Source organism: Synechococcus sp. L2F (assembly GCF_024345695.1).
Classification (GTDB): Bacteria; Cyanobacteriota; Cyanobacteriia; order PCC-6307; family Cyanobiaceae; genus MW101C3.
The window spans coordinates 202,527-217,317 of the sequence record NZ_JAGQBP010000001.1; the positions used below are offsets into that span (position 1 = coordinate 202,527).

The following is a 14,791-nucleotide window of genomic DNA, read 5'->3' on the forward strand; positions in this document are numbered from 1 at the left end:
GATGCGCTGCCCTGGCCGCCTCGCCCATGTCCCCATGGCTTTCCGGCCGGTTGATCGCTGCCAGTGGCCTTGCGCTGGTGGTGTTCCTGCTGGCCCATCTGGCCGGCGTGGCCCAGCTGGTGCTCGATCCGGCCGCTTTTGAGGCGCTGGCGGCCTGGCTCCATGCCAGCCCCTGGTTGCCGGCGGCGGAACTGGGGCTGGCCCTCGCGGCCCTCACCCACGTGGCGCTGAGCCTGCAGCGGGTGCTCCAATCTGCCCGCGCCCGCGGCGAGGCCGGCTATGCCCAGCTGCGCAGCCGTCGCCCCGACAGCCTTGCCGCCTTTGCTTCCCGCACCGCGCCGCTCAGCGGCAGCGTGCTGCTGCTGTTTCTGGTGGTGCATCTGCGCCAGTTGCGCTGGCAGCGGCCGCCGGCCGGCCTGGAGGCGCAGGCGGTGGCCCTGGCGCTGAGCTCTCGCTGGGCTCTCGCCCTTTACCTGGCGGGAGCCGTGGCCCTGGCCCTGCATCTGCTGCATGGCAGCGAGAGCGCCCACCGCAGCCTGGGCCTGCTGGAGGCCGCCAACGCCGCGGGCCTGCGCAGGGGCAGCTGGCTGCTGGCTGTGCTGGTGGGCGGTGGTTTTGCCCTGGTGGCGGGCCTGGCCGCCGGTGCAGCAGGTGGCCTGGTGGCGGGGGCTGCTGGGGGCCTGGGAAGCCTGATGGCCCTGTTGGGCCTGCAGCCATGAAGCTTGATCCCCAGCTGCCCAGCGGGCCGATCCATGACGCCTGGACGCAGCGGCGCCGCGAGCTGCCGCTGATCAGTCCGATCAACAAACGGCGCTTCAAGGTGCTGGTGGTGGGCAGCGGACTGGCGGGGGCCTCCGCCGCCGCCACGCTGGCGGAGCAGGGCTTCCGCGTGACCCTGCTCACCTATCACGACAGCCCGAGGCGGGCCCATTCGGTGGCGGCGCAGGGGGGCATCAACGCCGCCCGCAACTACCAGAACGACGGCGACAGCATTGAGCGGCTGTTCCTCGACACGGTGAAGGGGGGCGACTTCCGTGCCCGCGAGGCCGGCTGCCACCGCCTGGCTGAAATCAGCGGGGCGATCATCGACCAGTGCGTGGCCCAGGGGGTGCCCTTCGCGCGGGAGTACGGCGGCACCCTGGCCAACCGCAGCTTCGGCGGCGCCCTGGTGAGCCGCACCTTCTACGCCCGTGGCCAGACCGGCCAGCAACTGCTGTACGGCGCCGTGCAGGCCCTGCTGCGCCAGGTGGACGCCGGCCGGGTGGAGCTGCTCACGCAACGGGACGTGCTGGATCTGATCACGGTGGAGGGGGTGGCGCGCGGGGTGGTGTGCCGGGTGCAGGCCAGCGGCCGCCTTGAGGCCCACACCGCCCATGCGGTGCTGCTGGCCAGCGGCGGTTACAGCAACGTGTTCCACCGCTCCACCAACGCCGTGAAATCCAATGCCAGCGCCATCTGGCGGGCGCACCGGCGCGGTGCCGCCTTCGCCAACCCCTGCTTCACCCAGATCCATCCCACCTGCATCCCCAGCGGCGATCCAGGCCAGAGCAAGCTCACGCTGATGAGCGAAAGCCTGCGCAACGACGGCCGCGTGTGGTTGCCGGCCCAGGCCGGCGAGACGCGACCACCGCACGCCATCCCCGAAGCCGAGCGGGATTACTTCCTGGAACGCCAATACCCCACCTACGGCAACATGGTGCCCCGTGATGTCGCTTCGCGCCGGGCCAGGGAACGCTGCCTGGAGGGCCACGGGGTGGGCCCCGGCGGCCGCTCGGTCTATCTCGATTTCAGCAACACGATCCGTCGTGAGGGACGCGCTGCGATCGAAAGCCGCTACGGCAATCTCTTCGCCATGTATGAACGCATCACCGGCAGCGATCCCTATGCCGAACCGATGCGCATCTACCCGGCGCCGCACTACACGATGGGGGGGCTCTGGGTCGACTACAACCTGATGAGCACCATCCCCGGACTGTTCGTGCTGGGTGAGGCCAACTTCTCCGAACACGGCGCCAACCGGCTGGGCGCCAGCGCCCTGATGCAGGGCCTCGCCGATGGCCTGTTCATCGCCCCGGCCACGGTGAGTGGCTGGCTGGCGGGCCACCTGCACACCGAGGTGAGCGCCGATCATCCGGCCTGCCGCGACAGCATCGCCGCGGTGCAGGCCCGCATCGACGGCCTCGGCAGCACGAGCGGCGGCCACAGCTGCGACAGCCTGCACCGGCAGCTGGGGGACACCATGATCGGCGCCTGCGGCATCAGCCGCCATGCCGACGGCCTGCGCGCCGCCATGGCGGAGGTGCGGGCGCTGGAGTTGGCCTTCGCCCAGGAGCTGCGTCTGCCGGAACCGCGTGCGGGGCGCAATCCCGAGCTGGAGAAGGCGCTGCGGCTGGAGGACTTCCTGCAGCTGGCCGGCCTGATGCTGCGCGATGCGCTGGCGCGGGAGGAATCCTGCGGCGCCCACTTCCGCGAGGAGCACCAGAGCGCCGATGGCGAAGCGCTCCGCAACGACGACAACTTCTGCCACATCGCCGCCTGGCAGTGGACCGGGGAGGGGCAGGAGCCGACCCGCCACTGCGAACCGCTCCACTACAGGCACGCCACGCCCAGCCGGCGCAACTACCGATGAGCAGCGCTTCCCTCCGGCTCACGCTGCGGATCTGGCGTCAGGAGAGCCCGCGGCAGCCCGGCGCCTTCGTGAGCTACCCGCTGGAGGAACTCAGCCCCGATCTCTCGCTGCTGGAGGCGCTCGATCGCCTCAACGAACAGTTGCTGATGGCAGGTGAGCGGCCGGTGAGCTTCGATCACGATTGCCGCGAAGGCATCTGCGGCGCCTGCGGCTTCATGGTGAACGGTCAGGCCCACGGCCCCCAGCGCGCCACCAGCGTCTGCCAGCTCTACCTGCGCCACTTCCGCGACGGCAACACGCTCACGCTTGAACCCTGGCGCGCCCGGGCCTTTCCCCTGCAGCAGGACCTCAGCGTCGACCGCTCCGCCTTCGACCGGGTGCTCGCGGCCGGCGGCTATGTGTCGGTGAACACGGGCAGCGCTCCGGCGGCCAATGCGCTGCTGGTGGGCCGCGAGCAGGCGGAGCAGGCCTTCACCGCCGCCAGCTGCATCGGCTGCGGTGCCTGCGTGGCCGCCTGCCCCAACGCCTCCGCCAGCCTGTTCGTGGCGGCCAAGCTGGGCCATCTGGCCCTGCTGCCCCAGGGGCAACCGGAGCGGCAGCGGCGCTCCGCCGCCCTGCAGTCCGCCATGGCGGCCGAGGGCTTCGGCAGCTGCAGCAACCAGCTGGAGTGCGCCGCCGTGTGCCCGAAGGAGATCTCCGCCGACTGGATCAGCCGCATGAACCGCTCCGGCTGACCGACTGAGCCACTCCCTGACTGAGCCACTCCCTGAGTCACCGACTCACCGACCGCCATTGCGGCTGCGGAAAGGCTGCCAGATCCGCGCACACTGCCATGCTGACCGCAGAACGATGAACTTCTTCGTCAAACTCACCGATGCGATGGCGAGCCGCCAGTCGCTGCTGATCACCGGTTTGGATCCCAACCCGGAGATGCTGCAGACCTGGACCCGCCATCACCCCTCCAGCGGCTCGTTCCTGGCTCAGGCACGGCGCTGGATCAAGGCGGTGATCGACGCCACCGGTGATCACGTGTGCGCCTACAAGCCGAGCCTCGGCTTCTACCAGGCGCTCGGGCCGATCGGCATCGAGCTGCTGCACGAAGTGCGCGAGCTGGTGCCGCGCGACATGCCTCTGATCCTGGATGCCAAGCACGGCGATCTGAACACCTCCTCGGCCCTGGCCCAGTACGTGTTCCGCGAGCTGGGGGCTGATGCCCTCACCCTCTCGCCCCTGGCCGGCCAGGACATCGTCGCCCCGTTCCTGCTCTACCCCGACCGGGCCGTGGTGATCACCTGCCACAGCTCCAACCCCGGCGCCCGGGTGTTTCAGCACCACCCCGACGAAGACCAGCCGTTGTACACAACGGTGGTGCGCGAAAGCCAGTTGTGGGCCACCGCCGAGCAGCTGCTGCTGGAGGTGGGCACCAGTGATCCAGCGGTGCTGGCGCGGGTGCGCAGCGCGGCACCGGAACGCTTCCTGATCCTGCGCAGCCTCTGGGAGCAGGAGGAGCGGCTGGAAGCTCTGCTGCAGGCGGGCCTCAATGCCTCCGGCGACGGCCTGCTGCTGCCCCTGCCCCAGCACCTGCTGGTGGAGAAAGGGATGGCGGCCGGCACCAGCGCCCTGCGCATCCAGATCGAAACCATGCGGCACCGCTGGCTCAGCAACGTGGCCGACCGCTGCGACCTGTGGCTGCCGGCGCCAGAGACGGGGGCTGCCGCTGCTGTCCTCGGCGGGAGTGCCGGAGCTGTCCTCAAGGGCGATGGGGAGGAGGGAGATGGTGAAGACGTTGACGGCGAGGCGGGTGCAGCGAAGCAGGGGGCTGCCCTCGGTGCTGGCGCTGGCAAGGGCGGTGGGGGCTCGCTCAACGCCGCCGCGCGCAGCTCAGGTGGGCGTGGCGCCGGGCGCAACGCAGACGCCGTCGGCACCGGGAGCGACGGTGCGAAGCGTGAGGGGGCGGGGCGCACCAGCCGTGTCAGCAGCGTCGATCCGCTCGATGAGCTGATCGTGGAACTGTTCGACGTGGGCTGCCTGCTGTTCGGTGAGTACGTGCAGGCTTCCGGCGCCGTCTTCAATTACTACATCGATCTGCGCCAGATCATTTCCGACCCCAACCTTTTCCACCGGGTGCTGCATGCTTACGCCGGCCAGCTGGAAGGGCTGCGCTTCGATCGGATCGCCGGCATTCCCTACGGATCACTGCCCACCGCCACCGGGCTGTCGCTGAAGCTGCACCTGCCGCTGATCTATCCCCGCAAGGAAGTGAAGGCCCATGGAGCGCGGCGGTTGATCGAGGGCGACTTCAACGAGGGCGAAACCGTGGTGGTGGTCGACGACATCCTGATCACCGGCGGCAGCGTGCTGGAGGGCATCGCCAAGCTGGAGACCTCCGGCCTCGTCGTGCATGACGTGGTGGTGTTCATCGACCATGGAGGTCAGGCCCGCCAACGCCTGGCGGACGCGGGCTACCGCACCCATGCGGTGCTGACGATCCCGCGCATCACCAACGTGCTGATGGCCGCCGGCCGGCTCAGCAGCGACCAGGCCAGCCTGCTGGGCGGCGATGCCGCGCACTCACAGGGCTGAACCCCGATGCTCACCTGGCCATCGCTGGAGGGAATGGGCACGCAGCTGATCCCTATGGCCACGGCCGTCAGGACACTGTCCACGTCGACGGCACCAGCAGCGGTGCAGGAGCTGGAGGCAGATGTGGGAGGAGCGGTGCAAGACAGCCTCAACGCCATCCCCTATCAGCAACAACTGCTGTTTATCGGAGTGGTGTTCATCGGCACCCTGGCAATCAGCCGCTTTTCGGTGAAGGTGGGGATTCCGGCGATTCTTGGTGTGCTTCTGCTCGGGCTGAGCATCAACATCACCACCTTGAACATCACCCATGCCCAGGCTGAAAACTTCCATGTGCTGTGCCTGGCATTGCTGCTGTTCTATGCAGGTCTGAAAACGGATCTGATCGCGATTCGTGGATTTTTGAAATATGGAGTTCTGCTGGCCGTGGGTGGTGTGCTGGCCTCCTCCCTGTTGCTGGGGGCATTCATCTGGTGGCTGTCCAACGCAACGGCTGATCCCATCAATCTGCCCGCCAGCAGCATGCCCTTCGGCGCGGCTCTACTCACCGCCGCTTGTCTCGGCTCCACCGACGCGGGCGCCACCTTGAGCGTGCTGAGAGACATTCAGAACAAGGTGCCCGAACGGCTCCGGCATCTGTTGGAGTTCGAATCGTCGGTGAACGATCCCTCAGCCTTGCTCTTCTTCGGGCTTGTCGTGGGGCTGTTCGTGACCTCAGAAGTCGGCACGGGTCCGGTCAGCCTGCAGGCCACCGCACTCAATGAGCTGCGCAAGTTTGTTCAGCAGCTCTCCGGTGGCCTGCTGCTGGGATTCATCTTCGGCTATCTGGCGATCTTCGTGATCAATCATCTGGTCAGCGAGCGCTCCCAGCTGTTGATTGTGGCGGTGTCGATCGCCTTCGTTGTGTATGGCACGGCTTTCTACCTGGGTGCCTCTGGTCTGATTGCGATCTACATCTGCGGCTTGTTCCTGACCAACATGAGCTATCGCCTCCCTGAAATCACGCATGTGACGCTTCAGGAGGTGTTGTTGCCGTTCAACACCATGACCGAAATCTGTGTGTTTCTGGTGTTCGGTCTGCTGGTGAATCCCGCCGACCTCGTGGATTCCCTGCCGGCGGGTCTGCTCACGGCCGCGGGCTTGATGCTGATCGCCCGGCCCGTGAGCGTGCTGATCTTTCAATCCCAATCCCCCTTCAGGTTTCGAGAAACACTGCTGATCAGCTGGTGCGGCTTGCGAGGGGCGGTGCCGCTGGCCCTCTCCTATGAACTGGTTGCCTCCGTTCCACGCCTGCGCGGCATTGACCCCGCTCAAGTGGAAGCGCTCGCTCGCGACTGCCAAAGCACCATTTTCATCGTGGTGGTGCTGAACCTGCTGCTGCAGGGCCTCACCCTTCCGATGATCTGCCGTTTCCTCAACCTCAGCCCCGATACCGCCGGCGACGCCGAACCACCCCCTGGCGATCCGCACACGGCTTCGCCGGGCTGAGAGGCGGGCTGAGCGATCACTCCCGCAGCACGGCTCTTCAGGACGGCTCTCCAGGACAGCCCCCCAGCTCCATGCCCTCAGCCCCTCAGTCGACCAGGCGCCAGGGCAGGGTCTGGCCGGCGTGGAACGGCACCAGCACCTCCACACCGCCGTTGCCATCGGCCAGCTCCAGGCGTCGGGGCACCGGCACCGGCTCGCGGCGCAGTTCCACGGTCTGCTCGTGGGGCGGCAGGCCGTAGAAGCGGGGGCCGTAGAGCGACGCAAAGGCTTCGAGCCGGTGCAGCGCCCCCTCCTGTTCGAACACCTGGGCATAGCTCTCCAGGGCATGGGGCGCATTGAAGATGCCGGCGCAGCCGCAGGCCGCTTCCTTGGCGGAGCGGCGATGGGGGGCGGAATCGGTGCCGAGGAAGAAGCAGGGGTTGCCGGAGACGGCGGCACGGCGCAGGGCCAGGCGATGCCGTTCCCGCTTGATCACCGGCAGGCAGTAGAAGTCGGGCCAGATCCCGCCGCTGAACATCGCATTGCGGTTGAGCTGCAGGTGGTGGGGGGTGATCGTGGCGCACAGGCGTGGGTTGTCGCCGCCCGCCTGGCTCTCCACGAAGGCCACCGCTTCGCTGGTGGTGATGTGCTCGAGCACCACCCGCATGCGGGGATAGCGCTCCAGCAGCGGCTGCAGGTGCCGCTCGATGAACACCGCTTCGCGATCGAAGATGTCGATCTCCGCGTCGGTGACCTCACCATGCAGGAGCAGCGGCATGCCGATGCGCTCCACCGTCTCGAACACGGGCGTGAGCCTGGCGATGTCGGTCACGCCATGGGCCGAATTGGTGGTGGCGTTGGCCGGATAGAGCTTCACGGCGGTGAAGATGCCGGCCGCATGGCCCCGCTCCAGTTCCGCCGGATCGATCGTGTCAGTGAGGTAGGCGGTCATCAGCGGCTGGAAGCGGCTGCCGGGCGGCAGGGCGGCCAGGATCCGCTGGCGGTAGGCCTCGGCCATCGCCGCTGTGGTGATCGGCGGGCTCAGGTTGGGCATCACGATCGCCCGCCCGAACGCCCGCGCCGTGGCAGCCACCACCGCGTTGAGCAGGGGTCCGTCGCGCAGATGCACGTGCCAGTCGTCCGGACGGCGCATCACCAGGGAAGAGGAAGCCGGGTCAGGCGCAGCGGAGGAAACGGACATCAAACGGCGACCCAGGCCCGGACCTGAACGCCATCATCGCCTTCGTCTGAGGGGATGGAGAGCGGTCGTGCAACGTGTGGGCGTTGTGACCGGCACTCCTTGTGTCCTGCTGGCAAACTGCGCTCACTTCGCCACAGCCCCTGATGCTTCAGCTGCGATCACCGCGCCTGCAACCATCGCGTCTGCAACCATCACGCCTGCAGGGGTCGCGTCTGCGCTCCCTGCTGGCGGCGGCTCCGGTGGTGCTGTCCCTGCTGCTGACCAGCTGCGCCAATGACGGCGGCGGCGGCGAAGGGGTGCAGAGCCAGAAGATGGACACGATCCGCAGCCGCGGCAAGCTCGTCTGCGGCGTGGATGGCAAGCTGCCGGGCTTCAGCTTCCTCGGCCCCGACGGCACCTACAGCGGCCTGGATGCCGACACCTGCCGGGCCGTGGCCGCCGCCGTGCTCGGCGATCCGTCGAAGGTGGAATACCGCGACCTCAACTCCAGTGAGCGCTTTGCAGCCCTCGCCAGCGGCGAGGTGGACATGCTGGCCCGCAACACCACCATGACCCTGAGCCGCGATTCAGCCGGCGGCAACGGCATTTCCTTCGGTCCCACCACCTTCTATGACGGTCAGGGCCTGATGGCCCCGGTGGCCAGCGGCATCAAGACCCTCAAGGATCTGGCCGGCAAGCCGATCTGCGTGGAGAGCGGCACCACCACCGAGCTCAACCTGGCTGATCGCATGCGCGAGCAGGGCATCGCTTACACCCCGCTCAAATTCCAGACTGGCGACCAGACCTACGCCGCCTACCTGGGCGGCCGCTGCGTGGCCGTGACCAGCGACCGTTCCCAGCTGGCCGCCAAGCGCAGCAGCTTCCCGCAGCCCGATGCCCACATCCTGCTGCCGGAAGTGATGAGCAAGGAACCGCTCACCCCCGCCACCGTCAACGGTGATCCCGCCTGGGCCGATGCCCTGCGCTGGACCGTCTTCGCCCTGTTCCAGGCGGAGGAGCTGGGCATCACCCAGGCCAACGTGGCCGCCAAGGTGGCGGAAGCCAAGGCCAACACCAACCTGGCCGACCTGCGCCGTTTCCTTGGCGTGGAAGGGGATTTCGGCAAGCAGCTGGGCCTGCCGGCGGATTTCGTGCCCAAGGCGATCGCTGCGGTGGGCAACTACGGCGAGATCTTCGAGCGCAATGTGGGCACCGGCTCCCCGCTCAAGCTCGAACGGGCCGAGAACCGGCAGTGGAAAGACGGTGGGCTGATCTACTCGCCGCCCTTCCGTTGAGCACCTCGCGATGAGCGACATCCAGCGGGTTCCCTGGTGGCGGGATCGGCGCGTGGTTCCCTGGCTGGTCCAGGGGGCTGTGGGGCTGGCGATCCTGGTGGTGATCGCCCTGCTGATGGGCAACCTGGTGCGGAACCTCACCGCCGCCGGGCTGCTGCTCACCTGGCGCTGGCTCGGGCAACCTTCGAGCTTCGATGTGGCCGAAAGCCTCATCCCCTTCGATGCCTCCATGCCCTACTGGCGGGTGTTGCTGGTGGGGCTGGTGAACAGCCTGCGGGCAATCGTGGTGGGCCTGGTGGGGGCCACGCTCCTGGGCACGGCGGTGGGCATGGCCGCCTTCAGCGGCAATGGCCTGCTGCGCCGCCTGGCGCGGGTGTACGTGGAGGTGATCCGCAACATCCCGTTGCTGCTGCAGCTGCTGTTCTGGTATTTCGTGGTGTTCCTGGCGCTGCCGAACAGCACGGCGGCCCTGCAACTCCCTGGGGTGGTGCTCTCCAAATCGGGGCTGTATCTCGCCTGGTTTGCCGAGGGTTTCCGCTGGCAGGGGCCCACCCTGGTGAACGACGTCTGGCAGGCGCCGCTGCGCCTGTCGGTGGAGTTCTCGGCCCTGATCACCGGCCTGATCACCTACACCGGCGCCTTCGTGGCCGAGGTGGTGCGCGGCGGCATCGCCGCGGTGCCACGCGGGCAGTGGGAAGCGGCCACTTCCCTTGGCCTGCACTGGAGCGCCACGATGCGCAGGGTGGTGTTGCCCCAGGCGCTGCGGGTGATCGTTCCAGGGCTCAACAGCCAATACATCTCCCTGGCCAAAAACTCCGCCCTGGCGGTGGCGGTGGGCTACGCCGATCTTTATTCCGTCTCTGAAACCACCCTCAACCAGACGGGCCGCGCCCTGGAAGTGTTCCTGCTGCTGCTCGGCGCCTATCTGCTGATCGATCTGGTGATTTCGGTGCTGATGAACGGCGTCAACCAACTGGTGCAGATTCGCGAGCGCTGATGACCTCCTCCTCCTCCCCGCCGCTGCAGCCGCCCCGGCCCGCTCCCCCCTCAGCCCGCCGCAGCTGGCGCGGGGCGCTGCGTCAGGAGCTGTTCGCCACTCCCCTCGACGGGGTGATCAGCGTGGTGCTGCTCGCTGCCCTGCTGGCCGCCGCGGTGGGCCTGTGGCAGTGGGCCTTCCGCCAGGCCCAGTGGGCGGTGATCCAGGCCAACACCACCCTGTTTGCCGTGGGGCGCTACCCGCTGCCGCAGCAATGGCGTCTCTGGCTGCTGGTGACCCTGGCGGCGGCCACGATCGGTGTGAGCTGGGGCCTGCTGCGCAGCCATCCGCGCGCCGATCGCACCGGCACGCTCTGGCCCGTCAACGACCTGGTGGCCATCGCCGTGCTGGCCTTTCTGGCCGCCTGGCTGCCGGCTGCGCTGAAGCTGCCGCTGCCCCTGCAGCTGCGCTGGTGGGCGATCACGGCGCTGCTGCTGGTGCTGCGGGGAGTGTCTGGGCAGTGGGGGAGGCTGGTGCCGCGCCGCCTGCTGCGCTTTCTGCCGCTGTTCTGGCCGGCGCTCTACCTGTTCGGCATGGTGCTGATCGCCGGCGGGCTGGGCGTTCCGCACGTGCCGCCGTCGGAGTGGGGCGGCCTGCTGCTCACCCTGCTGATGGCCAGCTTCGCCATCCTGCTCAGTTTCCCGATCGGCATCGTGGTGGCCCTGGGCCGCCGCAGCACCCTGCCGCTGCTGCGCTGGAGCTCGGTGCTCTACATCGAGTTCATCCGCGGCGCCCCGCTGATCACCCTGCTGTTCCTGGGGCAGAACATCCTCGGCTACATGCTTCCCGGCGGCTGGGCCCCCGACCGCGTCTGGCGGGCCGCCTGGGTGCTCACCTTCTTCTGCGGGGCCTATCTGGCGGAAGCCGTGCGCGCTGGACTGGCGGCGGTGCCCGTCGGACAGCTGGAGGCCGCCCGCTCCCTCGGGCTCTCGGTGCCGCAGGCCCTGCGGCATGTGGTGCTGCCCCAGGCCCTGCGCATCGCCCTGCCCGCCACGGTGGGGCAGTTCATCTCCCTGCTGCAGGACACCACCTTGCTGTCATTGATCGGCCTGCTCGATCTGCTCGGCACCGCCCGTACGGTGATGGCCAATCCGGAATTCCTCGGCAAAAACGCCGAGGTGTACCTCACCCTTGCGGTGCTGTTCTGGTGCTGCTGCGCCGCCCTTGGCCTGGGCAGCCGGGCTCTGGAGCGCCGCCTCGATCCCTCCCACTCCCCCACCTGACCATGACCGCCAGTCAGCCGATGATCGAGGCCCGCGGGGTCCAGAAGTGGTACCCCAACGGCTTCCATGCCCTGCGCGGCGTGGATCTGAGCGTGAGCCGCGGCGAGGTGGTGGTGATCATGGGGCCCTCGGGCTCAGGCAAGAGCACCTTCATCCGCACCTTCAACGCCCTCGAAGACTTCCAGGAGGGCACGATCACCATCGATGGCATCGCCCTCTCCAACGACCTGCGCAACATCGATGCGATCCGCTGCGACACCGGCATGGTGTTCCAGCAGTTCAACCTCTTTCCTCATCTCACCGTGCTGGAGAACCTCACGCTGGCGCCGGTGGTGGTGCGCAAGCGGCGGAAGGCCGAGGTGGAGGCCCAGGCCCTGGGTCTGCTGGAGCGGGTGGGCATCGCCGAGCAGGCGGGCAAGTACCCCGGCCAGCTCTCCGGCGGCCAGCAGCAGCGGGTGGCGATCGCCCGCTCGCTGTGCATGGAACCGCGCATCCTGCTGTTCGATGAACCCACCAGCGCCCTCGACCCAGAGATGGTGGGGGAGGTGCTGGAGGTGATGCGCGCCCTCGCCGCCGACGGCATGACGATGGTGGTGGTGACCCACGAAATGGGCTTCGCGCGCGAGGTGGCGCACCGGGTGGTGCTGATGTCGGAGGGGCAGATCGTGGAGGTAGCGGCCCCCACCACCTTCTTCACCAACCCCCAGCACGAGCGCAGCCGTCAGTTCCTGGCCCAGATCCTCTGAGCGGTTCAGCCCAGCAGCCCGGCCCAGACGGCCAGCTGGCGGCCGGCGCCGATCAGGGCCGCCGTGAGGATCAGCCGGAGCACCGGCCAGCGCCAGCGCAGCAGGGCCACGGCCGCCGCCACCATCAGCGCCAGCGCCGCCGGATCGAAGCCACTGCCCGCGCCGTCGGGCCAGAGCACATGGCCGGCGAAGAACACCGCCAGGTTGGCGATCACGCCCACCACCGCGGCGGTGATCGCCGTGAGCGGCCCGCTGAGGCGGATGTCCTCGCGGCTGGCTTCCACCAAGGGCCCGCCCGCCAGGATGAACAGGAACGACGGCAGGAAGGTGAACCAGGTGACCGTGAGGCCCGCCGCCACGGCCAGCGGCAGCGCCGTGGCGGCAGCGGCAAGACTGGTGGCGGAGCCCGCAGCGAGGCTGTTGGCGGCGTCCGCGCTGAGATGGGCGAGCGCGGTGTTCCAGCCGCCCATGAAGCCCACGAAGGTCACCACCATGATCAAGGGCCCCGGTGTGGTTTCACCGAGAGCCAGGCCGTCGATCATCTGGCTGGCGCTCAGCCACTGGTGTTGTTCCACCGCCCCCTGAGCCACGTAGGGCAGCACCGCATAGGCGCCACCGAAACTGAACACGGCCACACGGCTGAAGAAGCGAGCCATCGTGGCCAGTAACCCATCCCATCCACCCATGCCGCTCACCAACGCCAGCGGCAACGCCAGCGCGGCGAGCCCGGCCAGCAGGATCAAGGCCAGGCGGCGGCGATCGAAGCGGGCATGGGCGGGGGTGGGAGTGGCATCGCCATGCAGTGGGGGCTGCTCGGCGCTGGGCGTGGTGCTGGTCGGGGCATGGCCGGCCTGGCGAGACGGGCTGAACAGCTGCGGACGCCAGCGACCGCCAAGCCAGCCGATCACGGCCGCTGTGAGCAGGATCACGGGAAAGGGCAGCCGCAGCAGGGTGAGGCCGGCGAAGGCCAGCACCGCCAGCGCCAGCAACGCCGGGTTGTGCAGGGTGCGCCGCCCGAGCCGCCAGGCCGCCTGCATCACGATCGCCGTCACGGCCGGCTTGAGCGCCCAGAACACTGAAACCAGCAGCGGCAGCTGCCCCCAGATGGCGTAGACCGCCGAAAGCAGCAGCAGCAGCAGCAGCGAGGGCAGGATGAACAGGCTGCCCGCCACCAGTCCACCGGGGATGCCGTGCATCAGCCAGCCGATGTAGGTGGCCAGCTGCTGCGCTTCCGGGCCCGGCAGCACCATGGCGTAGTTGAGCGCATGCAGGAAGCGCCGTTCCGAGAGCCAGCGGCGGCGCTCCACCACCTCGCTGTGCATCAGCGCCACCTGCCCGGCCGGCCCTCCGAAACTGATCAACCCCAGCTCCAGCCAGTAGCGGGCGGCCTCTGCGAAGGGAACCGGCCGCTGGGCGGGAGCCGCAGAGGATTCTGCGGCGGGCTCAGGCGGCGGGATGGCAGGGGTCATGGGGTCCGGCGCCGGCGGTGTTACGGGAGGCGCACCCCGATGGCTGGGGCAAAGCTAAGAGCCGGCCGGCCCAGGGGTGGGGGGATCGTCGGCGATCAGGTGCAGATCCACGTGGCGGCCCACCAGCCGCTGCTGCAGCTTCTCGGCCAAAGAGCGCCCCAGCAGCGCCCGGCCCCGGGAGCGTGGCGACTGGCCCATCACGATCTGGGTGATCCGTCGCTCGGCGGCCACATGGGCGATCGCGCCGAGCACATCGTCGCTGTCGAGGCGCAGGAACTCAGCGCCGAAGTCGTTGCTGAGGCGGGTGCAATCCTCCAGCACGAGGCTTTCCTCCCGGGTCAGGAAGCGGTGGGGATTGAGCACGATCACCACCAGCAGCGGGGCATCCATGAAGCCGGCCAGGCGGGCGGCGCGGCGCAGCAGCCGCCTGGATCCCGGATACATCGACAGACAGACCAGCACCCGTTCGCGCAGGGAGCTGTCGGGGGACGTTTCGTCATCGACCCGGTCGGCCACTTCCCGCAGGGCAAGCTCCCGCAGGGCCACCAGGTTGCGGCGCTGGAAGAAGTGGGCCAGGGCCTGGCCCACCTTCTCGCTGGCATACACCTTGCCTTCGCGCAGGCGCTCCTGCAGCGTTTCGGGGGTGACATCCACCAGCACCACCTCATCGGCCCGCTCCAGCACGCGATCGGGCAAGCGTTCGCGCACGATCACGCCGGTGAGCTGGGCCACCAGATCGTTAAGGCTCTCCAGGTGCTGGATGTTCACGGTGGAGTACACATCCACCCCCGCCGCCAGCAGGTGCTCCACGTCCTGCCAGCGCTTGACCCGCTCGCTGCCGGGGGCGTTGGTGTGGGCCAGCTCGTCCACCAGCACCAGTTGCGGGCGTCTGGCCAGCAGGGCGGCCACATCGAGCTCCTCCAGCCACACCCCCTGGTGATGGAAGCGGCGCAGCGGCACCCGTTCCAGGCCCTCGGCCTGGGCGGCGGTGTCCACTCGGCCATGGGTTTCGAGCACACCGATCACCACATCCGTGCCGGCGCGGCGCAGCTCGCGGCCTTCCTGGAGCATGCGGTAGGTCTTGCCGACCCCCGGCGCCATGCCGATGAACAGCTTGTGACGCCCCCGGCCTCTGGAAGAGGGGATCATGGCGACGACCTCATCGG

General features: G+C 68.6%; 12 protein-coding genes. 9 read left to right on the forward strand and 3 right to left on the reverse strand.

Annotated elements, in window-relative coordinates:
• Nucleotides 1-26 precede the first annotated feature (26 nt).
• The 5 genes from KBZ19_RS00970 (at nucleotide 27) to KBZ19_RS00990 (ending at nucleotide 6,697) form a co-directional block, all read left to right on the forward strand.
• Entirely contained in the window at nucleotides 27-719 is a 693-nt protein-coding gene (locus KBZ19_RS00970; RefSeq protein ID WP_255099391.1) for a succinate dehydrogenase, read from the forward strand.
• Nucleotides 716-2,629 (forward strand): fumarate reductase/succinate dehydrogenase flavoprotein subunit, encoded by a 1,914-nt coding sequence (locus KBZ19_RS00975; RefSeq protein WP_255099392.1) that lies wholly within the window; start codon nucleotides 716-718, stop codon nucleotides 2,627-2,629. Before KBZ19_RS00970 ends, KBZ19_RS00975 begins: the two co-directional genes overlap by 4 nt.
• Nucleotides 2,626-3,363 (forward strand): succinate dehydrogenase/fumarate reductase iron-sulfur subunit, encoded by a 738-nt coding sequence (locus KBZ19_RS00980; RefSeq protein WP_255099393.1) that lies wholly within the window; start codon nucleotides 2,626-2,628, stop codon nucleotides 3,361-3,363. The genes KBZ19_RS00975 and KBZ19_RS00980 overlap by 4 nt, the downstream gene beginning before the upstream one ends.
• A gap of 115 nt (nucleotides 3,364-3,478) precedes the next feature.
• On the forward strand, nucleotides 3,479-5,212 hold the full coding sequence (gene pyrF, locus KBZ19_RS00985) for an orotidine-5'-phosphate decarboxylase (protein WP_255099394.1): 1,734 nt from the start codon (nucleotides 3,479-3,481) through the stop codon (nucleotides 5,210-5,212).
• Between the two features lie 6 nt (nucleotides 5,213-5,218).
• Nucleotides 5,219-6,697: a cation:proton antiporter gene (locus KBZ19_RS00990; RefSeq protein WP_255099395.1), complete on the forward strand. Its 1,479-nt coding sequence runs from the start codon at nucleotides 5,219-5,221 to the stop codon at nucleotides 6,695-6,697.
• An 85-nt stretch (nucleotides 6,698-6,782) separates the two neighbouring features.
• On the opposite strand, the gene pyrC is transcribed toward KBZ19_RS00990, so the two are convergent.
• Nucleotides 6,783-7,877, reverse strand: coding sequence for a dihydroorotase (gene pyrC, locus KBZ19_RS00995; RefSeq protein ID WP_255099397.1), 1,095 nt, complete (start codon nucleotides 7,875-7,877; stop codon nucleotides 6,783-6,785).
• A gap of 143 nt (nucleotides 7,878-8,020) precedes the next feature.
• Between pyrC and KBZ19_RS01000 the strand changes: the two genes are divergently transcribed.
• From KBZ19_RS01000 to KBZ19_RS01015, 4 genes are read left to right on the forward strand one after another with little or no spacing between them, the layout of a single operon-like run.
• Nucleotides 8,021-9,151: an amino acid ABC transporter substrate-binding protein gene (locus KBZ19_RS01000; protein WP_255099398.1), complete on the forward strand. Its 1,131-nt coding sequence runs from the start codon at nucleotides 8,021-8,023 to the stop codon at nucleotides 9,149-9,151.
• 10 nt (nucleotides 9,152-9,161) lie between these two features.
• Nucleotides 9,162-10,148: an ABC transporter permease subunit gene (locus tag KBZ19_RS01005; RefSeq protein WP_094510714.1), complete on the forward strand. Its 987-nt coding sequence runs from the start codon at nucleotides 9,162-9,164 to the stop codon at nucleotides 10,146-10,148.
• Nucleotides 10,148-11,410: an amino acid ABC transporter permease gene (locus KBZ19_RS01010; RefSeq protein ID WP_255099399.1), complete on the forward strand. Its 1,263-nt coding sequence runs from the start codon at nucleotides 10,148-10,150 to the stop codon at nucleotides 11,408-11,410. Before KBZ19_RS01005 ends, KBZ19_RS01010 begins: the two co-directional genes overlap by 1 nt.
• 2 nt (nucleotides 11,411-11,412) lie before the next feature.
• Complete coding sequence (locus KBZ19_RS01015; RefSeq protein WP_315856308.1) at nucleotides 11,413-12,156, forward strand: amino acid ABC transporter ATP-binding protein; 744 nt, start codon at nucleotides 11,413-11,415, stop codon at nucleotides 12,154-12,156.
• A gap of 5 nt (nucleotides 12,157-12,161) precedes the next feature.
• Here KBZ19_RS01015 and chrA read toward each other — a convergent pair whose 3' ends face one another.
• Together chrA and KBZ19_RS01025 are read right to left on the reverse strand one after the other, a co-directional pair.
• Nucleotides 12,162-13,625 (reverse strand): chromate efflux transporter, encoded by a 1,464-nt coding sequence (chrA, locus tag KBZ19_RS01020; RefSeq protein ID WP_255099400.1) that lies wholly within the window; start codon nucleotides 13,623-13,625, stop codon nucleotides 12,162-12,164.
• Nucleotides 13,626-13,679: 54 nt separating this feature from the next.
• Nucleotides 13,680-14,774: a sensor histidine kinase KdpD gene (locus KBZ19_RS01025; RefSeq protein WP_255099402.1), complete on the reverse strand. Its 1,095-nt coding sequence runs from the start codon at nucleotides 14,772-14,774 to the stop codon at nucleotides 13,680-13,682.
• Nucleotides 14,775-14,791 lie beyond the last annotated feature (17 nt).